The organism is Streptomyces gilvus, assembly GCF_022513565.1.
Classification (GTDB): domain Bacteria; phylum Actinomycetota; class Actinomycetes; order Streptomycetales; family Streptomycetaceae; genus Streptomyces; species Streptomyces gilvus.
Window position 1 is genome coordinate 1 of the sequence record NZ_JAKWBE010000017.1, and the last position, 23,011, is coordinate 23,011.

Consider the following 23,011-nt stretch of genomic DNA (forward strand, 5'->3'; position numbering starts at 1 on the left):
AGGCTTTCCTCCGGGCGCTTCCCTTCGGTCTTGCGTTTCCGACTCTATCAGATCCTTTCGGCGTCTGATTCCAAGTCAGAGGGGGTTGTCTTCCCGACCGTTGGGCCGTTCCGACGAGTGAGACTTTAGCGGATTCCCGGCCCCCGCGCTAATCGGGGGCTCACGTCCTTTCGAACGCGGATTCCTCATTTCGCAAATACGCATACCAATAAAACGACGGCGGCCTGTTCGACGGCAGTCGACTAGTGGTTGGTACCTGCGGAATGGCTGTCCGGGGACCGACCGGAGTCGGCTCTCACGTCGGACAACTCGAAGAACCTTACGGATCTGTCCTGGGTGTGTCAACTCGCTGCCGGTCCGCACCTCGGCGGCGTACGCTGGCTGCCATGACAACGCGTACGTGTAGCCAGCAGTGGTGGGCCGCCTGACGGCGGCCGAACTCGCGTATGCACTCAACGGCCGCCGCCTCGGCGGCCGTTCTCGTATCTCCTCCGGATCTCCGAGGGGCGGCCGACCGGGACGGCGGGCCGCGACGGAGAAGGAGTGGAGATGGCACGGGTCTTCAGCGGTATCCAGCCGACCGGACACCTGACCCTGGGGAACTATCTGGGAGCCATGCGGCGGTGGGCCGCGGCCGACCAGCATCAGGCCGACGCGCTGTTCTGTGTCGTCGATCTGCACGCGCTGACCGTGGAGCACGATCCGGCGCGGGTGCGCAGACTGAGTCAGCAGGCGGCGACGCTGCTGCTGGCGTCGGGCCTGGACCCCGAACTGTGCACCCTCTTCGTACAGAGCCATGTGGACGAGCACGCGCGGCTGTCGTACCTGCTGGAGTGTGTGGCGACCGACGGCGAGATGCGGCGCATGGTCCAGTACAAGGAGAAGGCCGCGAAGGAGTCCGCCCGGGGAAGGAGTGTGCGGCTGTCGCTGCTGACGTATCCGGTGCTGATGGCGGCGGACATCCTGGCGTACGGCACGGACGAGGTGCCGGTCGGCGAGGACCAGAAGCAGCATGTGGAGCTGGCGCGGGATGTGGCCGTGCGGTTCAACCAGCGCTACGGCCACACGTTCACGGTTCCGCGGGCGACGCTCCCGGCGGTCGGTGCGAGGGTGATGAACCTGCAGGAGCCGACGCGGAAGATGGGGAAGTCCGACGAGTCCGGGCTGGGCGTCGTCTATCTGCTCGACGAGCCGGACGTGGTGCGCAAGAAGGTCATGCGGGCCGTGACCGACAGCGGGCGGGAGGTCGTCTACGACCGGGAGGAGCGGCCCGGGTCGGCGAATCTGCTGGAGATCCTGGCCGCCTGCACGGGTGGGAACCCCGAGGACCTGAGCGGTGTATATGAGTCGTACGGGTCCTTGAAGCAGGACACCGCGGAGGCCGTGGTCGAGGTCTTGAGGCCCGTGCAGGAGAGGCACAGGGCGCTGTGCGCCGATCCTGGCTATGTGGAGGGGGTGTTGCGGGATGGTGCGGAGAAGGCACGGGCGATGGCCCGGCCGACCGTGGATGCCGCGTATCGGGCGATCGGCTTGCTGCCGGCCGTTTCGGATACCGGCGCCGCTGCCGACGTGGTGCTGAACACCGCCGGATAGCGGCGCGGGCCGACGCCGGTGTCCGCGTGCGCCGGTGGCTCCCTGTCTCGGTGTCTGTGGCCCTCCGTGCGGGTCAGTCCTTCTTGCCGGAGGCCAGTTCGCGGCTGCGGTCGCGAGCGGCTTCGAGGGCGGCGATGAGGGCGGCCCGTACGCCGTGGCTCTCGAGTTCGCGGATGGCGCTGATGGTGGTGCCAGCCGGGGACGTGACGTTCTCCCGGAGCTTGACCGGGTGTTCGCCGCTGTCGCGGAGCATGGTGGCGGCGCCGATCGCGGACTGGACGATCAGGTCGTGGGCCTTGTCGCGGGGCAGGCCGAGCAGGATGCCGGCGTCGGTCATGGCCTCGACCAGGTAGAAGAAGTAGGCCGGGCCGGAGCCGGAGAGGGCGGTGCAGGCGTCCTGCTGGGACTCGGGGACGCGCAGCGTCTTGCCGACGGCGCCGAAGATCTCCTCGGCGTGGGCGAGGTGGTCGGCGGTGGCGTGGGTGCCGGCGGAGATGACGGACATCGCCTCGTCGACGAGGGCGGGGGTGTTCGTCATGACACGGACGACGGGGGTGCCCGCGACCAGGCGCTCCTCGAAGAAGGAGGTGGGGATGCCCGCGGCGCCGCTGATGACCAGGCGGTCGGCGGGGAGGTGCGGGGCGAGTTCGTCGAGGAGGGTGCCCATGTCCTGCGGCTTGACCGTGAGGATCAGGGTGTCGGCGGTCTTGGCGGCTTCCGGGTTGCTGACGGGGGTGACTCCGTAGCGGGTGCGGAGTTCCTCGGCGCGTTCCTGGCGGCGGGCGGTGACCAGGAGGTCGGTGGGGGCCCAGCCGCCGCGGATCATTCCGCTGAGCAGGGCTTCGCCGATCTTGCCGGTGCCGAGGACTGCGACTTTCTGGGTCATGGCGCGGATGCCTCCGGGGGGTTGCGTCGTCCGGGTTCATCCTCGCACCGGGGGTGGGTGTGCGGCTCGGTTGTCCGGTGGGTGGTCACGTGGTGCGGCGGCGCAGGGTGGCCGCTCCGAGGCCGAGCACCAGCAGCGCGCAGCCGGCCACGACGAGGACGTCGCGTACGAAGGTGGCGGTCATGTCGGTGTGCTTGAGGACCTCGTTCATGCCGTCGACGGCGTAGGACATGGGCAGGACGTCGGAGATGGCCTCCAGGACGGGGTGCATGGTGGAGCGGGGGGTGAACAGGCCGCAGAGGAGGAGTTGGGGGAAGATCACGGCCGGCATGAACTGGACGGCCTGGAACTCGGAGGCCGCGAAGGCGGAGACGAAGAGGCCGAGGGCGGTGCCGAGCAGGGCGTCGAGGAGGGCGACCAGGAGCAGGAGCCAGGGGCTGCCGGTGACGTCCAGGCCGAGGGCCCAGAGCGCGAGGGCGGTGGCGAGGACGGACTGGATGATCGCGATGGTGCCGAAGGCGAGGGCGTAGCCGGCGATCAGGTCGCCCTTGCCGAGGGGCATGGAGAGGAGACGTTCGAGGGTGCCGGAGGTGCGTTCGCGCAGGGTGGCGATCGAGGTCACCAGGAACATGGTGATCAGCGGGAAGATGCCGAGGAGTGAGGCGCCGATGTTGTCGAAGGTGTGCGGGCTGCCGTCGAAGACGTAGCGCAGCAGGACCAGCATCACGCAGGGGACGAGGAGCATCAGCGCGATGGTGCGCGGGTCGTGGCGCAGCTGGCGCAGGACGCGGGCGGCCGTGGCGGTGGTGCGGGAGAGGTTCAGGGCGCGGGGGGCGGCGGGCCCGGCCGTCGTGGTGGGCGCGGTCGCGGTGCTCATCGGGTGGTCTCCTTCTCGCGGGCGGCCGTTGTGGCCTGGTCGACCAGGTGCAGGAAGGCTGCTTCGACGGTGTCGGCGCCGGTGCGGGTGCGCAGGGCGTCAGGGCTGTCGTCGGCGAGGATCTCGCCCTCGCGCATCAGCAGCAGGCGGTGGCAGCGCTCGGCCTCGTCCATGACGTGGGAGGAGATGAGGAAGGTGGTGCCGCGGTCGGCGGCGATGGAGTGGAAGAGGTTCCACAGGTCGCGGCGGAGTACGGGGTCGAGGCCGACGGTGGGCTCGTCCAGGACGAGGAGTTCCGGTGTGCCCAGCAGGGCCACGGCCAGGGAGACGCGGCTGCGCTGGCCGCCGGAGAGGTTCCCGGCGAGGGCGTCGGCGTGGCTGGTGAGGTCGACGTCGGCGAGCACGCGGTCGACGTCCTGGCGGCGGTGGGCCGAGCTGCGGTTCGGGGTGAGGATCGCGGTGAAGTAGTCGAGGTTCTGACGGACGGTGAGGTCGTCGTAGACGGAGGGGGCTTGGGTGACGTAGCCGATGCGGGTGCGCAGGGTGGGGTGGCCGGCGGGGCGGCCGAGGACCTCCAGGGTGCCGGTGACCTTGGCCTGGGTGCCGACGATCGAGCGGATCAGGGTCGACTTGCCGCAGCCCGAGGGGCCGAGCAGGCCGGTGATCTGGCCACGCGGGACGGTGAAGCCGAGGCCGCGCAGGACGGTGCGGGGGCCGCGGACGACGGTGAGGTCTTCGGCGCGGACGGCGGGATCGCCCGGGGGGTCGCTTCGCGCGGACGCGTAATTCATCATGCGATGAATAATCCTCGCGGGCGGCCGGAGGCGTCAAGTGCCGAAGGGGGGAGGCATCGCTTGCGCGCTTGGCGCGTCGTTGGAAGTCCAGCCCGGCCGCCGCGCCAGGGCTTCAGGGTGTGGCGACGATCAGCAGGACGTCGTAGACCTCCTCGACCGTGCCGTCGGGGAAGATCCGCAGCAGGTGCTCTCGCTCCTCGGCGAGGAAGGCGTTGGTCGTCTCCTTGTCCTGGACGAGGAAGATCGAGTGGCTGCCGATGTTGGCGAGGTGGGTGTCGACGGGGATCCTGCGGCTCCAGCGCACGACGCGATGGGCGTGGGGCGGAACGTCCTCGGCGCCGTTGAAGGCGCGCTCCGTGCGGAGGGCGCCGGCGCCCTGCTTGTTGGCGTGCCGGCCGCGGAAGTGGTGCCGTATGCGCTCGGACTGCTCGGTGATCCAGGGGACGTCGGCGGGATCCCGGTTCCACCAGAGGGCGAGCGCCCCGCCGGGCCGCAGCACTCGCCGGGCCTCCGGCACCGAGCGCGTCGGGTCGGTCCAGTGCCAGGCCTGGGCGTAGGTGAGGAAGTCGACGGAGTGGTCGGCGAGCGGGAGGGCGTTGCCGTCACCGCGGACGAGGGGGACGTCGGGGAGGGTGCGGCGGAACTGGGCCGCCATGCCGTCGCCGGGTTCCACCGCGAGCACAGCGGCTCCGCGAGCGTGCAGCAGGGCGGTGGCGATACCGGTGCCGGCCCCGACGTCCGCGACCCGGGCTCCGGTCAGGGGGCGGCCGGCGAGCTCCTCGACGGCGTCGAAGAGGGAGGTGGGGTAGGCGGGGCGGTTCGCCGCGTACTGGGCGGCGGCCGCGTTGAAGGAGTGGGCCCTGGTGGCGTCCGGATGCAGCGTCATACGGCCATGGTGGCCCGCGCTGGTTGTACGCAGCAGTGATTTTCTGGTGAGAGGGGGACGCTACGAACGGCGGCGCTTCCTGGAGGGGTTGCCCGTGCGGCGGACGGTGCGCTTCTGGTGCTGCTTGAGCGCGGCCTCGTACTCCTCGCGGTGGAGTGTCTCGCCGGGGGCCTCGGTGAGGGAGCGGAAGAAGTAGGCGAGGAGGGAGCCGACGAAGCCGATGGCGAGCAGGCCGCGCAGGGAGGCCTGGCGGTCCGGGTCGGGGCGCCGGGTGAAGGACTCCCAGGTGTGGCGGAAGGCCAGGGCGCTGCAGACGGCGAACATGACGACGACCAGCGCGGTGACGAAGGCGCCGCTGTCGGCGATCTGGAGCCCCTGGTAGGCGAAGGCGAGGACGAGGCAGGCGGCCACGGCGGCGACGAGGGAGCCGGTGGCCGCGCCGATGCGGCGGAGGGGGTAGCCGTTGTCGTGGTTCACCCAGGTCGTGCTGAAGAAGCGGATCGGTTCTGCGCGGGGACCGGTGGAGCCCGCCGGGGCTGCCGGGGTGCCGTTTTCGTCGCTCACGTGACGATTATGGCTCCGGGGCCGGGGCGGGCTCCCTCCGGGACCGGACGGGTCAGCCGCAGCGGGAGGCTACGTAGCCGTCGCTGCCGGTGTTGACGTAGGCGTCGGACACGAACTCGCCGTCGTCGATGTTGTCCCAGATGTTGGAGGTGCCGTAGTAGCCCGAGACCGTCGTGCCCGGGGTCTGGCAGAAGATCGGCACCTTCGCGCCCTCGGGCAGAACGCGGACGATGCCGTACTGGGTGCCGGGGCCACTGCGGACATTGAGACGGATGCCGGGAGCGGTGTCGTAGTAGCGCAGCGAGGCCGCGTCGGCGGTGGCCGCCGAGCCCATCACCATGAGAAGGGCTCCGGCGGCACTGGCGAACAGGACGAATCTGCGTCTTCCGGATGTCATCGGGATCCTCTTCTGGAGAGTCAGCCGCAGCGAGAGGCCACGTAGCCGTCGCTGCCGGTCAGGACGTAGGCGTCGGAGACGTACTCGCCGTCGTCGATGTTGTCCCAGATCTTCGAGGTGCCGTACGGACCGGTCACCGTGGTGCCCGGTGACTGGCAGAAGATCGGGACGTGGGAGCCCTCGGGAAGCACCCGCACGATCGTGAAGTTGGTGCCGGGGCCACTGCGGACATTGAGTCGGACGCCGGGCGCGACCGGATAGGTCTGTACAGTCGCGGCGGCCGCCGCCTCGACGCCATCTGCTTCTTCGGCATGGTCAACAGACATGCGAACCTCCCCCGTTGAGCCCCATGACTGTCATGGGGCCCCATTGATTCCCCTAAAACACGCCATGAAACACATGTACGCAACTCGCACGCGGAAGCCAGCACGCCGCCTCTGTCTCGTCCGACGCATCGACTAGGCTCCGTGCGTCGCGCGTGCGGACGAACAGCACGGGGGAGGTCCCATGGCGCCTGAGCGCAACACCGGAGCGGGCGCGGAAGCGGAACTTCCCGAGTACGCCGGCCACTACCGTCTCGAGTCATGCCTCGGGTCGGGTGGCATGGGTGTCGTGCATCTGGCCCGCAGCACCTCCGGGATGAAGCTCGCGGTGAAGGTCGTCCACGCGGATTTCGCCAAGGACCCCGAGTTCAGGGGAAGGTTCCGACAGGAAGTAGCCGCCGCCCGAAGGGTGAGCGGCGCTTTCACGGCACCTGTCGTCGACGCTGATCCCGAGGCCGAACGTCCTTGGATGGCCACGCAGTTCATCCCGGGTCCGACGCTTTCCGAAGAGGTGAAGCGGAACGGCCCCATGCCTCCCGCCCAGCTGCGGCGGCTGATGGCCGGACTGGCCGAGGCGCTGCGCGACATTCACCGGGTCGGCGTCGTGCACCGGGATCTGAAACCCAGCAACGTACTGCTCGCCGAGGACGGTCCGAAGGTCATCGACTTCGGCATCTCCCGGCCAAAGGACAGCGAACTGCGGACCGAGACCGGGAAGTTGATCGGTACGCCGCCCTTCATGGCACCCGAGCAGTTCCGGCGGCCACGAGAGGTGGGGCCGGCCGCCGACATCTTCGCGCTCGGATCCGTGATGGTGCACGCGGCGACGGGACGCGGCCCGTTCGACTCCGACAGCCCGTACATCGTCGCCTACCAGGTCGTCCACGACGAACCCGACCTGACCGACGTACCGGAGAACCTCGCACCGCTGGTGTTGCGCTGTCTGGCCAAGGAACCCGAGGACCGGCCCACGCCCGACGAACTGATGCGCGAGCTGCGGGCGGTGGCGGCCTCGTACGACACGCAGGCCTTCATACCGGCGCAGCGGGCCATCGACGAGGCGAGGCCCGGACCGCAGGCGGAGAGGAAACCCGAGCCCGGGAGTCGCCGGGGCAGAAAGGCGCTCCTGGGGGCCGTCGCGCTTCTCCTTGTGGCCGGAGGAGCACTCGCCTCCCTCCCCTTGCTCGGCAAGGGCAGCGAGAAGGCACCTGGTGCCGAACCGACCAGCACGGCGGCGCGGTTCGGTGAGTGGGCGGCGAAGCCCGTGGTCGCCGACGGAGGGATGCCCGACTGTGTCTTCGGCGCCGGGAAGCTGATCTGCGGACAGACCGGCGTGGTCTTCGCCCTGGCGGCCTCCGACGGTGCCCTGCTGTGGCGGCACTCGGTCGCCGCCACGCCCAGGAGCGGGCCTCCGGCCCTTTCGGGCGGCCTCGTGCAGCCTCTGACGGATGACACCGGGCGGCTGGAAGCCCTCGACCCGACTACGGGCAAGGCGCGTTGGCAGCGGAACATGACCGCGAACAACGGACTTCAACTCGCCGACGGCGTGCTTCTGCTCACCGGCTCCGACGGCACGGTCACCGCCGTCGACAGCGCCTCCGGCACGACGAAGTGGCGACACCGGGTCCCCGGCCAGGGCACGCCCTACTTCGCCTCGTTCGCCGGTGATCGCCTCGCCTACGCGACCATCACCTCTGGCGCCGGGCCGGAAACCCGGGTCACCGCACTCGATCCGGCGACCGGGGACGTGCGCTGGAACGCACTGTTGAAAGGGACCCTCAAGCCGGTCGGCTCCTCGGGCGGACCGGTCTACTTCCTCGTCGTCGACAACGCCACCGGCGCCACGAAGGCGCTCGTACGCTACGACCCTGAGTCGAAGTCGGTGCGCCGGATGCCCCTGCCGGTGCCCCGGTTCGGCGCCCGAGCCTCCGTACACGGGAACGTCGTCTACCTCTTGGGCTCCGGTGGTTCCCTGGAGGCCGTCGACATGGCCGCGCGCAAGCGGTTGTGGCACCTGGAGACGTCCGTCAGCCGCGGTTCCGTGCCCGCCGTCGACGCGAGGCATGTGTACGTCACCGCTGCCGACGGGCGTCTGCTGGCGGTGGACGCCCGCAACGGAGAGCTCCTCGGGCAGACGCGGGCCCGGCTCGGGAAGAACTCGGACCAGGTGATGGCCGCCCTCCCCACCCCCGTCCTCGCCCACAACCACGTCTACGCCACCGCCCCCGACGGCACCGTCTTCGCTGTGGATGCGCGGGATCCGTCGGGCTGGTGACGCTCCGGGAAGGCATGCGGAAGGGGCCGCCCCGGCAGGGACGGCCCCAGCTTCAGTCAGGGCAGTGCGTCTCAGCCCAGCTTTGAGACGTCCCGCACCGCGCCCTTGTCCGCGCTCGTCGCCATCGCCGCGTAGGCGCGCAGGGCTGCTGAGACCTTGCGTTCGCGGGACTTGGGGGCGTAGACGCCACCGAGGGCCTGCTCGCGGCGGGCGAGTTCCTCGGCGTCGACCAGGAGCTCGATCGTGCGGTTCGGGATGTCGATGCGGATGCGGTCGCCGTTCTCGACGAGGGCGATCGTGCCGCCGGACGCCGCCTCGGGCGAGGCGTGGCCGATGGAGAGGCCCGATGTGCCGCCGGAGAAGCGGCCGTCGGTGATCAGGGCGCAGGTCTTGCCGAGACCGCGGCCCTTCAGGAAGGACGTCGGGTAGAGCATCTCCTGCATGCCGGGGCCGCCCTTGGGGCCCTCGTAGCGGATGACGACCACGTCGCCGTCCGTGACCTGCTTGTTGAGGATCTTCTCGACGGCCTCTTCCTGCGACTCGCAGACGACCGCCGGGCCCTCGAAGGTCCAGATGGACTCGTCGACGCCGGCCGTCTTCACCACGCAGCCGTCGACCGCGAGGTTGCCCTTGAGGACCGCGAGGCCGCCGTCCTTGGAGTACGCGTGCTCGACGGAGCGGATGCAGCCCTCCGCCGCGTCCTCGTCCAGGGCCTCCCAGCGCTCGGACTGGGAGAAGGCCTCGGCGGAGCGGACGCAGCCGGGGGCCGCGTGCCACAGCTCGACCGCCTCGGGGGACGGGGAGCCGCCGCGCACGTCCCAGGTCTTCAGCCAGTCGGCCAGCGAGGGGCTGTGCACCGAGTGGACGTCCTCGTTGAGGAGGCCGCCGCGGTGCAGCTCGCCGAGCAGGGCGGGGATGCCGCCGGCGCGGTGCACGTCCTCCATGTAGTACGTGCGGGTCTTCGCGACGTTCGGGGCGACCTTGGCGAGGCAGGGCACCCGGCGCGAGACCGCGTCGATCTCGTTCAGGCCGAAGGGGACGCCCGCCTCCTGGGCCGCGGCCAGCAGGTGCAGGATCGTGTTGGTCGAGCCGCCCATCGCGATGTCCAGCGCCATCGCGTTCTCGAAGGCCGCGAAGGTGGCGATGGAGCGGGGCAGGACCGTGTCGTCGTCCTGCTCGTAGTAGCGGCGGGTGATGTCCATGACGGTGCGGGCAGCGTCGACGTAGAGCTGCTTGCGGGCCGTGTGGGTGGCCAGGACCGAGCCGTTGCCGGGGAGGGAGAGGCCGATGGCCTCCGTCAGGCAGTTCATCGAGTTGGCGGTGAACATGCCGGAACAGGAGCCGCAGGTCGGACAGGCGTTCTCCTCGATACGGAGGATGTCCTCGTCCGAGATCTTGTCGTTGACGGCGTCGGAGATCGCGTCGACCAGGTCGAGCGTGCGGACCGTGCCGTCGACCAGGGTCGCCCGGCCGGCCTCCATGGGGCCGCCGGAGACGAACACCGTCGGGATGTTCAGGCGCAGGGCCGCCATCAGCATGCCCGGCGTGATCTTGTCGCAGTTGGAGATGCAGACCAGGGCGTCGGCGCAGTGCGCCTCGACCATGTACTCGACCGAGTCGGCGATCAGGTCGCGGGAGGGCAGGGAGTACAGCATGCCGCCGTGGCCCATCGCGATGCCGTCGTCCACGGCGATCGTGTTGAACTCGCGCGGGATGCCGCCCGCCTCGGTGATCGCCTCGCTGACGATCCGCCCGACCGGCGACAGGTGCGTGTGGCCCGGCACGAACTCGGTGAAGGAGTTGGCGACCGCGATGATCGGCTTGCGGCCGATGTCCGCACCGGGTACACCGGAGGCGCGCATAAGGGCGCGGGCGCCCGCCATGTTGCGGCCGTGGGTGACTGTGCGGGACCTCAGCTCGGGCATCGTCGCTCGCTCCTTCAGACAGATAGGGCTGCTACCGAGACTACGCCCGTCATCCAGGGGTCGGGACGCGGTGTCCGGAATACGGGACGGCCGTCTCGGCGGCCCCCACGGGGTCGTACGGCGATCCCCACGGGGTCGTACGGCGATCCCCACGGGGTCGTGCAGCGGCCCCCAGGGGGTTGTACGGCGGCCCCCACGGGGTCGTACGGTCAGCTCCCGGTCAGATGGCCCTGCACCACCGGTGCCACCCGCGCGATCACCTGCTCCATGTCCGCCGAGGCCAGCGGCTCCAGCTTGATCACGTACCGCATCATCGCGCACCCCACCAGCTGCGCGGCCGCCAGTTCGGCGCGCAGCTCGGCGTCCGGCGCGTCCAGCTGGGCGGCGATGCGGCGCAGCAGCTGGGAGGCGACCAGGCGGCGGAAGACGGCGGCGGCGGTCTCGTTGTTGACGGCGGAGCGCAGGATCGCCAGCAGGGGCGTACGGGTCGTCGGGTTCTCCCAGACGCCGAAGACGAAGCGGGTCAGGCGCTCCCCGACGCCGTCCAGCGGGCCGTCGGCCACCGCCTCGGGCGCGTTCAGCGCGGGGGCGAAGGCGACCTCGATCGCCGCCGCGAAGACCTGTTCCTTGGTGCCGAAGTAGTGGTGCACCAGGGCGGAGTCCACACCGGCCGCCTTCGCGATCCCCCGCACGGACGTCTTGTCGTACCCGCGTTCGGAGAACTCCTCGCGGGCCACGGTCAGGATCCGGTCCCTGGTGTCGGCGGATTCGGTTCGGGGGCGACGTCCCCGGCGCCGGGAGGTGGTGTCGGTCACGGCCGGGGCACCTTCACCGCCGACGCGAGGTGCAGCCGCGTGAAGGCCAGCGCCTCCGCGAGGTCGGCCTCGCGTTCGGCGCCTGACATGGCGCGCCGGGTGTTGACCTCGATGACGACATGGCCGTCGAAGCCGGTCAGCGCGAGCCGTTCCAGCAGCTCGGCGCAGGGCTGGGAGCCACGGCCGGGAACCAGGTGCTCGTCCTTCGCCGACCCCTTTCCGTCGGCCAGGTGGACATGGCCGAGGCGGTCGCCCATGCGGTCGACCATGTGCAGCGCGTCGGAGCGGGCCGTGGCGCTGTGACTGAGGTCGATCGTGAAGTGGCGGTAGTCCTCCTTCGTCACGTCCCAGTCGGGGGCGTAGGCGAGCATCTCGCGGTCGCGGTAGCGCCAGGGGTACATGTTCTCGACGGCGAATCGCACGTCCGTCTCGTTCGCCATGCGCCAGATCCCGGTGACGAAGTCGCGCGCGTACTGGCGCTGCCAGCGGAACGGCGGGTGCACGACGACGGTGCTCGCGCCGAGCTTCTCGGCCGCCGCCCGGGCGCGCTGCAGCTTGACCCAGGGGTCGGTCGACCAGACCCGCTGGGTGATGAGCAGGCAGGGGGCGTGGACGGCCAGGATCGGGATGCGGTGGTAGTCGCTGAGTCTGCGCAGCGCCTCGATGTCCTGGCTGACCGGGTCGGTCCACACCATGACCTCGACTCCGTCGTACCCGAGGCGCGCGGCGATCTCGAAGGCCGTCGCCGTGGACTCCGGGTAGACCGAGGCCGTGGACAGCGCGACCTTCGCATCCGGGATGCACACTGGCTCCGCCATGGGGGACAGGTTACGGGGTGCGGTGGGCTGGGGGCCGGGTGCCTGTTCGCCGTTGTGGTGTTCGCCACGGGCGGGTGCGGGTGATGTGTGGTTGCTCGCGCCCCGCGACGGAGTCGCTGATGTCACAGCCCCGCGCCCCTGAAAGGCATCTACACGGAGCCCATGTGATCGAGGCGACGCAGGATGACGCCCTCCCTCAGGGCCCAGGGGCATATCTCCAGGCTCTCCACGCCGAACAGGTCCATCGCGCCCTCGGCCACCAGGGCGCCCGCGAGGAGCTGGCCGGCTCGGCCCTCGCTCACGCCCGGGAGTTCGGCCCGCTGGGCCGCCGACATGCCCGCCAGCTGCGGTACCCACGCCTCCAGGGACTCTCGTTTGAGTTCGCGTTGGACGTAGAGGCCTTCCGTGGAACGGGCCGCGCCGGCGATGCGGGCCAGTTGCTTGAAGGTCTTCGAGGTGGCGACCACGTGGTCGGGGGCGCCGAAGCGGCTGAACTCGCCCACCGTGCGGGCGATCTGGGCGCGGACGTGGCGGCGCAGGGAGCGTATGGACTCGGCGTCCGGGGGGTCGCCGGGGAGCCAGCCCGCGGTGAGGCGGCCGGCGCCGAGGGGGAGGGAGACGGCCGCGTCGGGTTCCTCGTCGATGCCGTAGGCGATCTCCAGGGAGCCGCCGCCGATGTCCAGGACGAGCAGCTTTCCCGCGGACCAGCCGAACCAGCGGCGGACCGCGAGGAAGGTGAGGCGGGCCTCCTCCTCGCCGGTGAGGACCTGCAGCTCGACACCGGTCTCGGCCTGCACGCGCGCGAGGACGTCATCGGCGTTGCTGGCCTCGCGCACCGCGGAGGTCGCGAAGGGCAGGAAGTTCTCCACGCCCTTGTCCTCGGCGGCCTGCAGACAGCCCTGGACGACGTCGATCAGTTTCTCGACGCCCGCGGGGCCGATCGCTCCGCTGTCGTCGAGGAGTTGGGCGAGGCGCAGTTCCGCCTTGTGCGAGTGCGCGGGCAGCGGGCACGCGCCGGGGTGCGCGTCCACCACCAGCAGGTGCACCGTGTTCGATCCCACGTCGAGGACACCGAGTCTCATGTACGGAACGCTACTGCCACCTGGGCGGTCCTCCGTATTCCATGGGGCTGCGGGGGCCGTACGCTGGTCCTGTGCCAAAGACGAAAAGGGCGAAGGACGACAAGTCCGCCAAGGGTTCTTCACAGGTGAGGCCGGCGAAGAAGGCCAAGCTGCCGAAGCAGCTCCGGGAGGCCGACGAGAAGGGCCTCGACTTCCCGCGCGCGTGGGTGGAGTTCCCTGATCCGGCGGACGACGAGCAGGTCTTCCGGTGCGATCTGACATGGCTGACCTCTCGCTGGAACTGCGTCTTCGGCAGCGGCTGCCAGGGCATCCAGGCCGGCCGCGCGGACGACGGGTGCTGCACGTTGGGTGCCCACTTCTCCGACGAGGACGACGAGAAGCGCGTCGCCGAACATGTGGCGAGGCTCACCCCGGACATCTGGCAGCACCGCGACGAGGGGCTGCGGGGCGGCTGGGTCTCCGAGGACGAGGACGGCGACCGGCAGACCCGCCCCTTCCAGGGCTCCTGCATCTTCCAGAACCGCCCCGGGTTCGCGGGCGGCGCGGGCTGCTCGCTGCACATCCTGGCCCTGCGGGAGGGCCGCGAGCCGCTGGAGACCAAGCCGGACGTGTGCTGGCAGCTGCCGATCCGGCGGACCTACGACTGGATCGACCGGCCCGACGACACGCGGGTGCTGCAGGTGTCGATCGGTGAGTACGACCGCCGGGGCTGGGGTCCGGGCGGCCATGACCTGCACTGGTGGTGCACGTCGGCGACCTCGGCGCACGGCGCGGGCGATCCCGTGTACGTGTCCTACCGGGCGGAGCTGACCGAGCTGATGGGCAAGGCCGGCTACGACCGTCTGGTGGAGCTGTGCGAGCAGCGGCTGGCCTCGCAGCTGCCGTTGCTGGCGCCCCATCCCGCCGATCCCGTCGCCTGAGACCTGGGTCTACGACACGGTCGGGTTCGGCGTGCCGCTGTCGGGCGGTGGCGTCGGGCCGCCCGGGTCGGACGGGGTGGAGCCGGTGGGTGTCGGGGTCGGGTCGGGGGACGAGGGCGGGTCGCTCGGCGGGGGGTCGGAGGGTGCCGTGCTCGTCGGGGTCGGATCGGGGTCTGCCGGGGGCGGACTGCTGGGGCTGCCGTGGCCGGGGCCGGGCGCGGTGCCGTAGCCGCCGATGGAGACGACGGCGCCGGCCGGTGCGATCGCCACGCGCGCGCTCCAGGTGCCGGACGGCTCGCGCAGATGGTCGACGTACACCTTGATCGTCAACGTCTGGCCCGGTGCGAGGGTTCCCGAGGACTGGCTCAGGTAGAGCCAGGCGGAGCTCGTGCTCGCTGACCAGCGCACCGGCGTGGAACCGGTCGCTGCGAGGGTGATGAGGGTGGTGTCTCCGTCGTTGACCGCCGACACGTCGAGGTGGCCCGCGTCCTTGCGGCCGGCGCCGACGACGCTGATGACCTCCACGGAGACTTCGGGCTTGGCGTGCTTGCGGAAGCGGCCGTCGGGTCTGGTGCTGGCGTTCCCGGCGTTCTCGTAGCCGGAGCCGGCCGCCTCGCCGTCGAGGGTGCCGGGGCCGTGCGCCTCGCTGGCGGTGGCGGAGCGGCCGTCGGCGCCCTCGGCATCGGGTGCGCCCCGGTAGGCGGCCCACAGGGCGAGCACCGGGGCGGCGACGACGGTGGCCACGACGGTCGTGGTGACGGCACGCGCGCGCAGCCGGTCGCGGCGGGCGGCGCGGTCCTTGGGGTCCATGGGGAAGCCGCGCCGGTCGAAGCGCGGTACGGCGGCGCCACGCGCGCGTGCGTGGTGCGCGAACGTCATCCGCAGCTCCGCGCGCGGGGCCTCCAGGACGGGCAGCTCGGCCGGGGTGACCGTCGCGCCGGGCCAGCGGCCCGGGATCGCCCGCTCGGCTCCGCGACGGCAGCGCGGGCAGTCGTCGACGTGCCGGACGAGTTCCTTGCGCAGGGCGGAACTGAGCACGAGCTGCTCGTCGCCGGTGAGCCGGGCGACGCCGGGGCAGCCGCCGCTCTCCACGACGGCGAGGGCCGCGCGGGTGCGCTCCACCTCGCAGGCGGCGGCGGCCAGCAGTTCGCGGGCGGCCGCGAGGTCCATGCCGATGACGGCGGCGACCTCATGGGCGGTGAGGTGGTGGCGCACCGCGAGTTCCAGCGCCTCGCGCTGCTCCGGGGTGGTGCCGGCGGCCTCCGGCCAGGCGAGCAGGGCGAGTTCACGCCGGCGCTCCTCCTGGACCTCCTCGGCGACGGGTGGTTGCTGCTGCTCGGCGGCCGAGCGGCCCGCCGCGTGCGTGCCCTGACGTTTCTGCTTGGCCTCGGCCAGCTTGCGCAGACACGCCCAGCGGGCCAGCGCGTACAGCCACGCCCGGCGGTCCGCGGCCGACTGCGGGCCGCGGCGCTTCTCGGCGAGCGCGAGGACGTCGCCGACGGCCTCGGTCGCGGTGTCGTGGTCGCACAGCACGGACAGGCAGTAGGTGAACAGCCCGTCCAGATACGGCTCGTAGCGCACGGGCGGCCGCTGCGCCAACGCGCGCGCCGCGGCACGGTCACGCGCCTCCCTGCGTGCCCGGTGTGCGCCGGTGATGCGGGTCGAGGTCTCCGGAGTGCTGCTCATCATCCGTGGACCGTAGGGCGCGAAGCGCGGGACCTTCTGCCCCCTTGAACACATTTACTCCGTACGGGTGAAACGATCCCTCAATCGGGGACAGAAACGGTTCGTTCCGCGTCCGGTCCGGGGCGCGGCGGATGGGGTTGGGCCCGGGGTGGGGGCTCGCCGGCGCGGTCGGCCGAGCGGTTCAGCCCGACGCAGGCGCCCCTCGACGCGCGGTCGGCCAAGCGATTCAGCCCGGCGCGGGGCTCCTCGGCACGGTTCGTGGCACCGGTGTCCTCGCGGTCGGCGGCTGCTTCGCCGGTGGGCGGGTCCTCAATGTCAGTGGCGGCGGTTACGGTTCTCGACATGGCTGCCCGTACCAAGACCACCAAGGACCGCCCGTCCTACCGCTGCACCGAGTGCGGCTGGCAGACGGCCAAGTGGCTCGGTCGCTGCCCCGAGTGCCAGGCGTGGGGGACGATCGAGGAATACGGCGCGCCCGCGGTCCGTACGACGGCACCGGGGCGCGTGACCACCTCCGCGCTGCCCATCGGCCAGGTCGACGGCCGCCAGGCCACGGCCCGCTCCACCGGCGTGCCCGAGCTGGACCGGGTGCTCGGCGGCGGTCTGGTGCCCGGCGCGGTGGTGCTGCTAGCGGGCGAACCCGGTGTGGGCAAGTCCACGCTCCTGCTGGACGTGGCGGCCAAGTCGGCGAGCGACGAGCACCGCACCCTCTACGTCACCGGTGAGGAGTCGGCGAGCCAGGTCCGGCTGCGCGCCGACCGCATCAAGGCCATCCACGACGATCTGTATCTCGCCGCCGAGACCGATCTGGCCGCCGTGCTCGGCCACTTGGACGCGGTGAAGCCCTCCCTGCTCATCCTCGACTCCGTGCAGACCGTCGCCTCCCCCGAGATCGACGGCGCCCCCGGCGGCATGGCGCAGGTGCGCGAGGTCGCCGGCGCGCTCATCCGCGCGTCCAAGGAGCGGGGCATGTCCACCCTCCTTGTGGGCCATGTCACCAAGGACGGCGCCATCGCCGGCCCCCGGCTGCTGGAGCACCTCGTGGACGTCGTCCTGAACTTCGAGGGCGACCGGCACGCGCGCCTGCGCCTGGTGCGGGGCGTCAAGAACCGGTACGGCACCACGGACGAGGTCGGCTGCTTCGAGCTGCACGACGAGGGCATCACGGGCCTCGCCGACCCGAGCGGACTTTTCCTGACACGACGTGACGAACCGGTCCCGGGCACCTGTCTGACGGTCACCCTGGAGGGCCGCCGCCCCCTGGTCGCCGAGGTCCAGGCACTCACCGTCGACTCGCAGATCCCCTCCCCCCGCCGCACCACCTCCGGCCTGGAGACCTCGCGTGTCTCGATGATGCTGGCCGTCCTGGAGCAGCGGGGCCGGATCAGCGCGCTCGGCAAGCGGGACATCTACTCCGCGACGGTCGGCGGTGTGAAGTTGTCCGAGCCCGCCGCCGACCTCGCGATCGCCCTCGCGCTGGCCTCCGCGGCCAGTGACACCCCGCTGCCGAAGAACCTCGTCGCGATCGGCGAGGTGGGCCTCGCGGGCGAGGTCAGACGGGTCACGGGCGTCCAGCGCCGGCTCGCCGAGGCGCACCGTCTGGGCTTCACGCACGCCCTGGTGCCGGGCGATCCGGGCAAGATCCCCACGGGCATGAAGGTCCTGGAAGTGGCGGACATAGGGGACGCTCTGAGGGTCCTTCCCCGCTCTCGTCGCCGAGAGGCCCCACGGGACGAGGAGGACCGCCGGTAGACTTTGCCCTGGTCTCGCCCGTCCGTACGAACAGAATGTGCGACACGGGGGCGCCCCAGAACCTGCGACCGGAGGAGTGCAGTGGCAGCCAACGACCGGGCGGCAGCTCCCGGAAAGTCCGGCGGGAGTTCCGGTGCCGATGGCCTGATGCGCGCCTCTCTGAGCGCCGTGGCTCCCGGCACGGCGATGCGTGACGGCCTGGAGCGCGTGCTTCGCGGGAACACCGGCGGACTCATCGTGCTGGGCTTCGACAAGACCGTCGAGGCCATGTGCACGGGCGGTTTCGTGCTGGACGTGGAGTTCACGGCCACGCGCCTGCGGGAGCTGTGCAAGCTGGACGGCGGCATCGTGATCTCCTCCGACCTGTCGAAGATCCTGCGGGCGGGCGTGCAGTTCGTGCCGGACGCGACGATCCCGACGGAGGAGACCGGAACGCGGCACCGCACGGCGGACCGGATCTCCAAGCAGGTCGGCTTCCCCGTGGTCTCCGTCTCCCAGTCGATGCGGCTGATCGCGCTGTACGTCGACGGGCAGCGCCGCGTCCTGGAGGACTCCGCGGCGATCCTGTCCCGCGCCAACCAGGCGCTCGCGACCCTGGAGCGCTACAAGCTCCGGCTGGACGAGGTGGCGGGCACGCTCTCGGCGCTGGAGATCGAGGACCTGGTGACGGTCCGCGATGTCTCCGCCGTCGCCCAGCGTCTGGAGATGGTCCGCCGCATCGCCACCGAAATCGCCGAATACGTGGTCGAACTGGGCACCGACGGCCGTCTCCTCGCCCTCCAGCTGGACGAGTTGATCGCCGGCGTGGAGCCCGAGCGCGAGCTGGTCGTGCGCGACTACGTCCCCGAGCCCACCGCGAAGCGCTCCCGCACGGTCGACGAGGCGCTGTACGAGCTCGACGCCCTCAGCCACGCCGAGCTGCTCGAACTGACCACGGTGGCAAAGGCGTTGGGCTACACCGGCTCACCGGAGGCGCTGGACTCGGCGGTCTCCCCGCGCGGCTTCCGCCTGCTCGCCAAGGTCCCCCGCCTGCCCGGCGCCATCATCGACCGGCTGGTGGAACACTTCGGCGGCCTCCAGAAGCTCCTCGCGGCAAGCGTCGACGACCTCCAGACCGTGGACGGCGTGGGCGAGGCCCGGGCCCGCAGCGTCCGCGAGGGCCTGTCCCGCCTGGCGGAGAGCTCGATCCTGGAACGGTACGTATAGCCGCAGGCCCGCCGGCGCCACCTCCCACTGACGGACGCCACCCGGCCGACGCGGTGGGTTCAGCGGGACCGTCATCCTCCCGGATACCGTGCGGCCGGGCCCGGTCTCAGTCGTCGTTCAGGACGAAGGACGTCTGCTGTTTGCCGTACCCGGCGGCCGTCAGTTCCACCAGGTACGTGCCCGCCCCGGCCGAACCCGCGGGCGGGGTCGCGCAGTTGGGGGCGCTCGGCTTGCGGTCCCACTTGACGGTGTACGTGATGCTGCTGCCGGCCGGTGCCCGGAAGAGCAGGCTGCCGGAGGTCTTCGGGCAGTCGGCGGAGGACCAGTAGTCGTCGCTGCTGTCCGACTGCGAGATCGTCAACACCGCGCTCTTCGGCCCGAGATCCACCTTGCAGTCCTGCCCGGAGACGTTCTTCGCGGTCAGCAGGAGGGTGGGCGTGTCACCGGGGCCGTAGGTGTTGTGCAGGCTGCGCACGCTCAACCGGACCGCGCTCGCCGTGCAGTTGGGCAGCGTGGAGCCAGCCGGAATCGTGTCTGCCTGGCTCACCCCGGCCCCGGTACCCGAGCCGCCGGCACCGCCGCCGGACCCCTCCGTACCACCGGAACCACCGGCACCGCCCGACGACCCGGCACCGGACCCGCCGTCCGAGCCCGAGCCCGATCCCGAACTCCCACCGGAGCCCGACCCGCCGGATCCCGTGCCGCCCGAGTCGTCACGCCCGCCGGGCGCCTGACTGATCGCGGGACCCGAACTCGACGGCCCCGCCGTGATGGTGGGCGCGGGCGTCCTGCCCTTCGAGCCGTCGTCCTTCTTGCCGCCTCCGCCGCCCGACGTCACGATCCAGGTGATCAGCAGCGCCAACAGGGCGAGAACGGACAGCAGTACGACCCTCCGGCGCCAGTAGATGGTGGAGGGAAGCGGCCCGACAGGATTGCGCAGAGATCCCACGGCGCAAACTGTACGAGAGATCGCTGCGTTCGCTTGCCCCACCCGCCGCCACTACGTCAACTTTTCCGGATCATCATCCCGGAATCGGCGACCCACCCACCGGCGCCGGGCAAAGCCGCCCATCCGTGGCGGGCCGTGGCAGGATCAGAAGGCCATGACTGCGCTCACGAACACCCCCGAGACCCAAGCCCCCCACACCGCACTGCACTCCCCCGTCATCGACTGGTTCGACGAACACGCCCGCGACCTGCCGTGGCGCCGCCCGGAGGCCGGCCCCTGGGGCGTGATGGTCAGCGAGTTCATGCTGCAGCAGACCCCGGTCAGCCGCGTCCTGCCGGTCTACGAGCAGTGGCTGGCCCGCTGGCCGCGCCCCGCCGACCTGGCCCAGGAGGCCCCCGGCGAGGCCGTCCGCGCCTGGGGCCGGCTCGGCTACCCGCGCCGCGCCCTGCGTCTGCACGGCGCCGCGGTCGCCATAACGGAACGGCACGGCGGCGACGTACCCACCGATCACGCGCAGCTGCTCGCGCTGCCCGGCATCGGCGAGTACACGGCCGCGGCCGTCGCCTCCTTCGCGTACGGGCAGCGGCACGCGGTCCTCGACACCAACGTCCGCCGGGTCTTCGCGCGCGCCGTCACCGGCGTCCAGTACCCGCCGAACGCCACCACCGCCGCCGAACGCAAGCTCGCCCGCGCCCTGTTGCCCGAGGACGAGCGCGTCGCCTCGCGCTGGGCCGCCGCCTCCATGGAACTCGGCGCGCTGGTGTGCACCGCGAAGAACGAGTCCTGTCACCGCTGCCCGATCGCCGCGCTGTGCGCCTGGCGGCTCGCGGGCAAGCCGGAGCACGAGGGACCGGCGCGCAAGGGGCAGACGTACGCCGGTACCGACCGTCAGGTGCGCGGCAAGCTGCTCGCGGTGCTGCGCGAGGCGCACGCGCCCGTCCCGCAGGCGGTGCTGGACCGGGTGTGGCACGAGCCGGTGCAGCGGGCGCGGGCGCTGGACGGGCTCGTCGCGGACGGACTCGTGGAGCCCCTTCCCGGGGGTTCGTATCGGCTGCCGTTGACGTAACCCGCCGTAACCTCACAGGCACCGCAGCGCCAAATCGCCCCATAGCGGCGCCAACTGGTGCGCTCCTTTACCCCGTTCCCATGTTCGTTACACAACCGACGTACAGCTGATTGCCAGCCGAGGGCTGGCTCGGACAGCGCCGTGACAACGCCTCCGTAGCTTCATTCCCACGAAGGACACCGCCGGCGAGGGGCCGCGCGGTAACGGGGATTCAGGAGGCGGTTCGACATGGCGCAGGGCGAGGTGCTCGAGTTCGAGGAGTACGTCCGCACCCGGCAGGACGCGCTGCTGCGCAGTGCCCGCCGGCTGGTCCCGGACCCGACGGACGCCCAGGACCTCCTCCAGACGGCGCTGGTGCGGACGTACGGCCGCTGGGAGGGCATCGCGGACAAGCGGCTCGCGGACGCCTATCTGCGCCGGGTGATGATCAACACCCGTACGGAGTGGTGGCGGGCGCGCAAGCTGGAGGAGGTCCCGACCGAGCAGCTGCCGGACGCGTCCGTCGACGACGCCACGGAGCAGCACGCGGACCGGGCGCTTCTTATGGACATCATGAAAGTTCTCGCTCCGAAACAGCGCAGTGTTGTCGTACTGCGACACTGGGAGCAGATGTCCACGGAGGAGACGGCCGCCGCCCTCGGCATGTCGGCCGGAACGGTCAAGAGCACGCTGCACCGGGCGCTCGCCCGGCTCCGCGAGGAGCTGGAGAGCCGTGACCTGGACGCACGCGCGCTGGAGGATGAGGAGCGGGAGCGTTGCACGGCGGCCTGACCGGCACGGGGCGGTCCACCCCGGACCGGGCGAACCTGCAGGCGGCGTTCACGGCGGTGACCGTGCTCGCCGCCCTCGGCCTTTTCGCCTCCGGCTGCGCCACCGGCGGCACCGGCGCGCGTGACGAGGGCCCGGCGCACGCCGACTCGGTGGCCGGCGCCGCGGCCACGCCCACCCCCTCCCCCGCTCAGACCACGCGCGTGGACGCGGTCAAGCTGGTCAAGGACGATCCGCAGGTCTCGGCGGAGGTCAAGCGCGAGCTGAAGCCGTGCGTGGCCGACGAGTACCCGGTCGACGTGTCGTACGGGGAACTGACCGGCGGCCCGTCGGACGACGTCGTGGTGAATGTGCTGACCTGCGGGGACGCTGTCGGAGTCGGCTCATATGTGTATCGCGAGCAGGACGGTCGGTACGAGAATGTGTTCCAGGCCGAGGAACCTCCGGTCTACGCGGAGATAGACCGCGGCGACCTGGTGGTGACCAAACAGGTGTACGAGAAGGGTGACCCGGTGTCGAGTCCGTCCGGCGAGAACGTGATCACGTACCGCTGGGCCGCGGGCCGCTTCACCGAGGAGTACCGCACGCACAACGACTACAGCAACGCCGTCGGGAGCGGCGCCTCGCCGTCGAAGTGACGCTCGTGAACCGTTCGGCCCGCTCGCAGCGATCCACCAGCAGTACGTACGCCACGACCGACACGAGAACTGAGAGCACCGGGATGGCAGACCAGACCCACGTCCTGTTCGTCGAGGACGACGACGTCATCCGCGAGGCCACCCAGCTCGCCCTCGAGCGGGACGGTTTCGCGGTCACCGCGATGCCCGACGGCCTGTCGGGCCTGGAGGCGTTCCGGGCGGACCGGCCCGACATCGCGCTGCTCGACGTCATGGTGCCCGGCCTCGACGGCGTCAGCCTGTGCCGCCGTATCCGCGACGAGTCGACCGTGCCGGTGATCATGCTGTCGGCGCGGGCCGACTCCATCGACGTGGTCCTGGGCCTGGAGGCGGGCGCCGACGACTACGTGACCAAGCCCTTCGACGGAGCGGTCCTGGTCGCGCGGATCCGCGCGGTGCTGCGGCGCTTCGGGCACGCCGGCGGCGGGGACAAGGGCGACGACCACGCCCCCGAGGTCTCCGGCGGGGTGCTGACCTTCGGCGAACTGGAGATCGACACCGAGGGCATGGAGGTGCGCCGGGCCGGGCAGCCGGTGGGGCTGACCCCGACCGAGATGCGGCTGCTGCTGGAGTTCTCCTCCGCGCCGGGCACGGTCCTGTCGCGCGACAAGCTGCTGGAGCGGGTGTGGGACTACGGCTGGGGCGGGGACACGCGGGTGGTGGACGTCCATGTGCAGCGGTTGCGTACGAAGATCGGCCAGGACCGGATCGAGACGGTCCGCGGCTTCGGCTACAAGTTGAAGGCCTGAGCG

The 23,011-nt window shown here is 71.2% G+C and carries 22 protein-coding genes; 9 read left to right on the forward strand and 13 right to left on the reverse strand.

Features of this window, described 5'->3' with window-relative positions:
- The first annotated feature begins 549 nt into the window (after positions 1-549).
- Positions 550-1,593: a tryptophan--tRNA ligase gene (gene trpS / locus MKW14_RS24810; protein ID WP_240865431.1), complete on the forward strand. Its 1,044-nt coding sequence runs from the start codon at positions 550-552 to the stop codon at positions 1,591-1,593.
- Between the two features lie 73 nt (positions 1,594-1,666).
- Here the strand turns inward: trpS and proC are convergent, their stop codons facing one another.
- From proC to MKW14_RS24845, 7 genes are all read right to left on the reverse strand, one after another.
- Entirely contained in the window at positions 1,667-2,479 is an 813-nt protein-coding gene (gene proC / locus MKW14_RS24815; RefSeq protein ID WP_240865433.1) for a pyrroline-5-carboxylate reductase, read from the reverse strand.
- An 85-nt stretch (positions 2,480-2,564) separates the two neighbouring features.
- Positions 2,565-3,356 (reverse strand): ABC transporter permease, encoded by a 792-nt coding sequence (locus MKW14_RS24820; protein ID WP_240865434.1) that lies wholly within the window; start codon positions 3,354-3,356, stop codon positions 2,565-2,567.
- On the reverse strand, positions 3,353-4,150 hold the full coding sequence (locus MKW14_RS24825) for an ABC transporter ATP-binding protein (protein ID WP_240865435.1): 798 nt from the start codon (positions 4,148-4,150) through the stop codon (positions 3,353-3,355). The genes MKW14_RS24820 and MKW14_RS24825 overlap by 4 nt, the downstream gene beginning before the upstream one ends.
- A gap of 112 nt (positions 4,151-4,262) precedes the next feature.
- On the reverse strand, positions 4,263-5,036 hold the full coding sequence (locus MKW14_RS24830; protein ID WP_240865436.1) for a class I SAM-dependent methyltransferase: 774 nt from the start codon (positions 5,034-5,036) through the stop codon (positions 4,263-4,265).
- A gap of 60 nt (positions 5,037-5,096) precedes the next feature.
- On the reverse strand, positions 5,097-5,600 hold the full coding sequence (locus MKW14_RS24835; RefSeq protein ID WP_240865437.1) for an EamA/RhaT family transporter: 504 nt from the start codon (positions 5,598-5,600) through the stop codon (positions 5,097-5,099).
- Between the two features lie 52 nt (positions 5,601-5,652).
- Entirely contained in the window at positions 5,653-5,997 is a 345-nt protein-coding gene (locus MKW14_RS24840) for an SH3 domain-containing protein (protein WP_240865438.1), read from the reverse strand.
- Positions 5,998-6,017: 20 nt separating this feature from the next.
- A complete protein-coding gene (locus MKW14_RS24845) occupies positions 6,018-6,323 on the reverse strand; it encodes an SH3 domain-containing protein (protein WP_240865439.1) in 306 nt (101 codons plus the stop codon).
- Between the two features lie 181 nt (positions 6,324-6,504).
- On the opposite strand from MKW14_RS24845, the gene MKW14_RS24850 reads away from it, so the two are divergent.
- Positions 6,505-8,595 carry a serine/threonine-protein kinase gene (locus tag MKW14_RS24850; protein ID WP_240865440.1) on the forward strand — a complete coding sequence of 697 codons (2,091 nt, stop codon included), beginning with the start codon at positions 6,505-6,507 and terminating at the stop codon, positions 8,593-8,595.
- Positions 8,596-8,666: 71 nt separating this feature from the next.
- Here the strand turns inward: MKW14_RS24850 and ilvD are convergent, their stop codons facing one another.
- The 4 genes from ilvD to MKW14_RS24870 form a co-directional block, all read right to left on the reverse strand.
- Positions 8,667-10,520 carry a dihydroxy-acid dehydratase gene (ilvD, locus tag MKW14_RS24855; protein WP_240865441.1) on the reverse strand — a complete coding sequence of 618 codons (1,854 nt, stop codon included), beginning with the start codon at positions 10,518-10,520 and terminating at the stop codon, positions 8,667-8,669.
- Positions 10,521-10,729: 209 nt separating this feature from the next.
- Positions 10,730-11,335, reverse strand: coding sequence for a TetR/AcrR family transcriptional regulator (locus MKW14_RS24860; RefSeq protein ID WP_240865442.1), 606 nt, complete (start codon positions 11,333-11,335; stop codon positions 10,730-10,732).
- Entirely contained in the window at positions 11,332-12,153 is an 822-nt protein-coding gene (locus MKW14_RS24865) for a sugar phosphate isomerase/epimerase family protein (RefSeq protein WP_240865443.1), read from the reverse strand. Before MKW14_RS24865 ends, MKW14_RS24860 begins: the two co-directional genes overlap by 4 nt.
- Positions 12,154-12,302: 149 nt before the next feature.
- The gene (locus tag MKW14_RS24870; protein ID WP_240865444.1) at positions 12,303-13,235 is read right to left on the reverse strand and encodes a Ppx/GppA family phosphatase; all 933 of its coding nucleotides are present in this window, start codon (positions 13,233-13,235) and stop codon (positions 12,303-12,305) included.
- 71 nt (positions 13,236-13,306) lie between these two features.
- On the opposite strand from MKW14_RS24870, the gene MKW14_RS24875 reads away from it, so the two are divergent.
- Entirely contained in the window at positions 13,307-14,155 is an 849-nt protein-coding gene (locus MKW14_RS24875) for a DUF3109 family protein (RefSeq protein ID WP_240865445.1), read from the forward strand.
- A 9-nt stretch (positions 14,156-14,164) separates the two neighbouring features.
- On the opposite strand, the gene MKW14_RS24880 is transcribed toward MKW14_RS24875, so the two are convergent.
- Entirely contained in the window at positions 14,165-15,844 is a 1,680-nt protein-coding gene (locus MKW14_RS24880) for a BACON domain-containing protein (RefSeq protein ID WP_240865446.1), read from the reverse strand.
- Positions 15,845-16,183: 339 nt separating this feature from the next.
- On the opposite strand from MKW14_RS24880, the gene radA reads away from it, so the two are divergent.
- Positions 16,184-17,593 (forward strand): DNA repair protein RadA, encoded by a 1,410-nt coding sequence (gene radA / locus MKW14_RS24885; RefSeq protein WP_240865448.1) that lies wholly within the window; start codon positions 16,184-16,186, stop codon positions 17,591-17,593.
- An 81-nt stretch (positions 17,594-17,674) separates the two neighbouring features.
- Positions 17,675-18,799, forward strand: coding sequence for a DNA integrity scanning diadenylate cyclase DisA (disA, locus tag MKW14_RS24890; protein WP_240865451.1), 1,125 nt, complete (start codon positions 17,675-17,677; stop codon positions 18,797-18,799).
- 106 nt (positions 18,800-18,905) lie between these two features.
- Here the strand turns inward: disA and MKW14_RS24895 are convergent, their stop codons facing one another.
- On the reverse strand, positions 18,906-19,748 hold the full coding sequence (locus tag MKW14_RS24895) for a hypothetical protein (protein ID WP_240865452.1): 843 nt from the start codon (positions 19,746-19,748) through the stop codon (positions 18,906-18,908).
- 154 nt (positions 19,749-19,902) lie between these two features.
- On the opposite strand from MKW14_RS24895, the gene MKW14_RS24900 reads away from it, so the two are divergent.
- From MKW14_RS24900 to cseB, 4 genes are all read left to right on the forward strand, one after another.
- The gene (locus MKW14_RS24900) at positions 19,903-20,814 is read left to right on the forward strand and encodes an iron-sulfur binding domain-containing protein (protein ID WP_240865453.1); all 912 of its coding nucleotides are present in this window, start codon (positions 19,903-19,905) and stop codon (positions 20,812-20,814) included.
- Between the two features lie 228 nt (positions 20,815-21,042).
- Positions 21,043-21,585: a SigE family RNA polymerase sigma factor gene (locus MKW14_RS24905; protein ID WP_240865454.1), complete on the forward strand. Its 543-nt coding sequence runs from the start codon at positions 21,043-21,045 to the stop codon at positions 21,583-21,585.
- Positions 21,570-22,220, forward strand: coding sequence for a hypothetical protein (locus tag MKW14_RS24910; RefSeq protein ID WP_240865456.1), 651 nt, complete (start codon positions 21,570-21,572; stop codon positions 22,218-22,220). The genes MKW14_RS24905 and MKW14_RS24910 overlap by 16 nt, the downstream gene beginning before the upstream one ends.
- An 83-nt stretch (positions 22,221-22,303) precedes the next feature.
- Positions 22,304-23,008, forward strand: a complete 705-nt coding sequence (gene cseB / locus MKW14_RS24915; protein WP_240865457.1) for a two-component system response regulator CseB — start codon at positions 22,304-22,306, stop codon at positions 23,006-23,008.
- Positions 23,009-23,011 lie beyond the last annotated feature (3 nt).

Excerpts from the sequence above, each read along its gene's own strand:
- MKW14_RS24905 (WP_240865454.1), top strand. The coding sequence starts at position 21,043 with ATGGCGCAGGGCGAGGTGCTCGAGTTCGAGGAGTACGTCCGCACCCGG.
- radA (WP_240865448.1), top strand. The coding sequence starts at position 16,184 with ATGGCTGCCCGTACCAAGACCACCAAGGACCGCCCGTCCTACCGCTGC.
- MKW14_RS24845 (WP_240865439.1), bottom strand. The coding sequence starts at position 6,323 with ATGTCTGTTGACCATGCCGAAGAAGCAGATGGCGTCGAGGCGGCGGCC.
- MKW14_RS24900 (WP_240865453.1), top strand. The coding sequence starts at position 19,903 with ATGACTGCGCTCACGAACACCCCCGAGACCCAAGCCCCCCACACCGCA.
- cseB (WP_240865457.1), top strand. The coding sequence starts at position 22,304 with ATGGCAGACCAGACCCACGTCCTGTTCGTCGAGGACGACGACGTCATC.
- ilvD (WP_240865441.1), bottom strand. The coding sequence starts at position 10,520 with ATGCCCGAGCTGAGGTCCCGCACAGTCACCCACGGCCGCAACATGGCG.
- MKW14_RS24825 (WP_240865435.1), bottom strand. The coding sequence starts at position 4,150 with ATGATGAATTACGCGTCCGCGCGAAGCGACCCCCCGGGCGATCCCGCC.
- MKW14_RS24820 (WP_240865434.1), bottom strand. The coding sequence starts at position 3,356 with ATGAGCACCGCGACCGCGCCCACCACGACGGCCGGGCCCGCCGCCCCC.
- proC (WP_240865433.1), bottom strand. The coding sequence starts at position 2,479 with ATGACCCAGAAAGTCGCAGTCCTCGGCACCGGCAAGATCGGCGAAGCC.
- MKW14_RS24880 (WP_240865446.1), bottom strand. The coding sequence starts at position 15,844 with ATGATGAGCAGCACTCCGGAGACCTCGACCCGCATCACCGGCGCACAC.
- MKW14_RS24850 (WP_240865440.1), top strand. The coding sequence starts at position 6,505 with ATGGCGCCTGAGCGCAACACCGGAGCGGGCGCGGAAGCGGAACTTCCC.
- MKW14_RS24840 (WP_240865438.1), bottom strand. The coding sequence starts at position 5,997 with ATGACATCCGGAAGACGCAGATTCGTCCTGTTCGCCAGTGCCGCCGGA.
- MKW14_RS24830 (WP_240865436.1), bottom strand. The coding sequence starts at position 5,036 with ATGACGCTGCATCCGGACGCCACCAGGGCCCACTCCTTCAACGCGGCC.
- trpS (WP_240865431.1), top strand. The coding sequence starts at position 550 with ATGGCACGGGTCTTCAGCGGTATCCAGCCGACCGGACACCTGACCCTG.
- MKW14_RS24865 (WP_240865443.1), bottom strand. The coding sequence starts at position 12,153 with ATGGCGGAGCCAGTGTGCATCCCGGATGCGAAGGTCGCGCTGTCCACG.
- MKW14_RS24870 (WP_240865444.1), bottom strand. The coding sequence starts at position 13,235 with ATGAGACTCGGTGTCCTCGACGTGGGATCGAACACGGTGCACCTGCTG.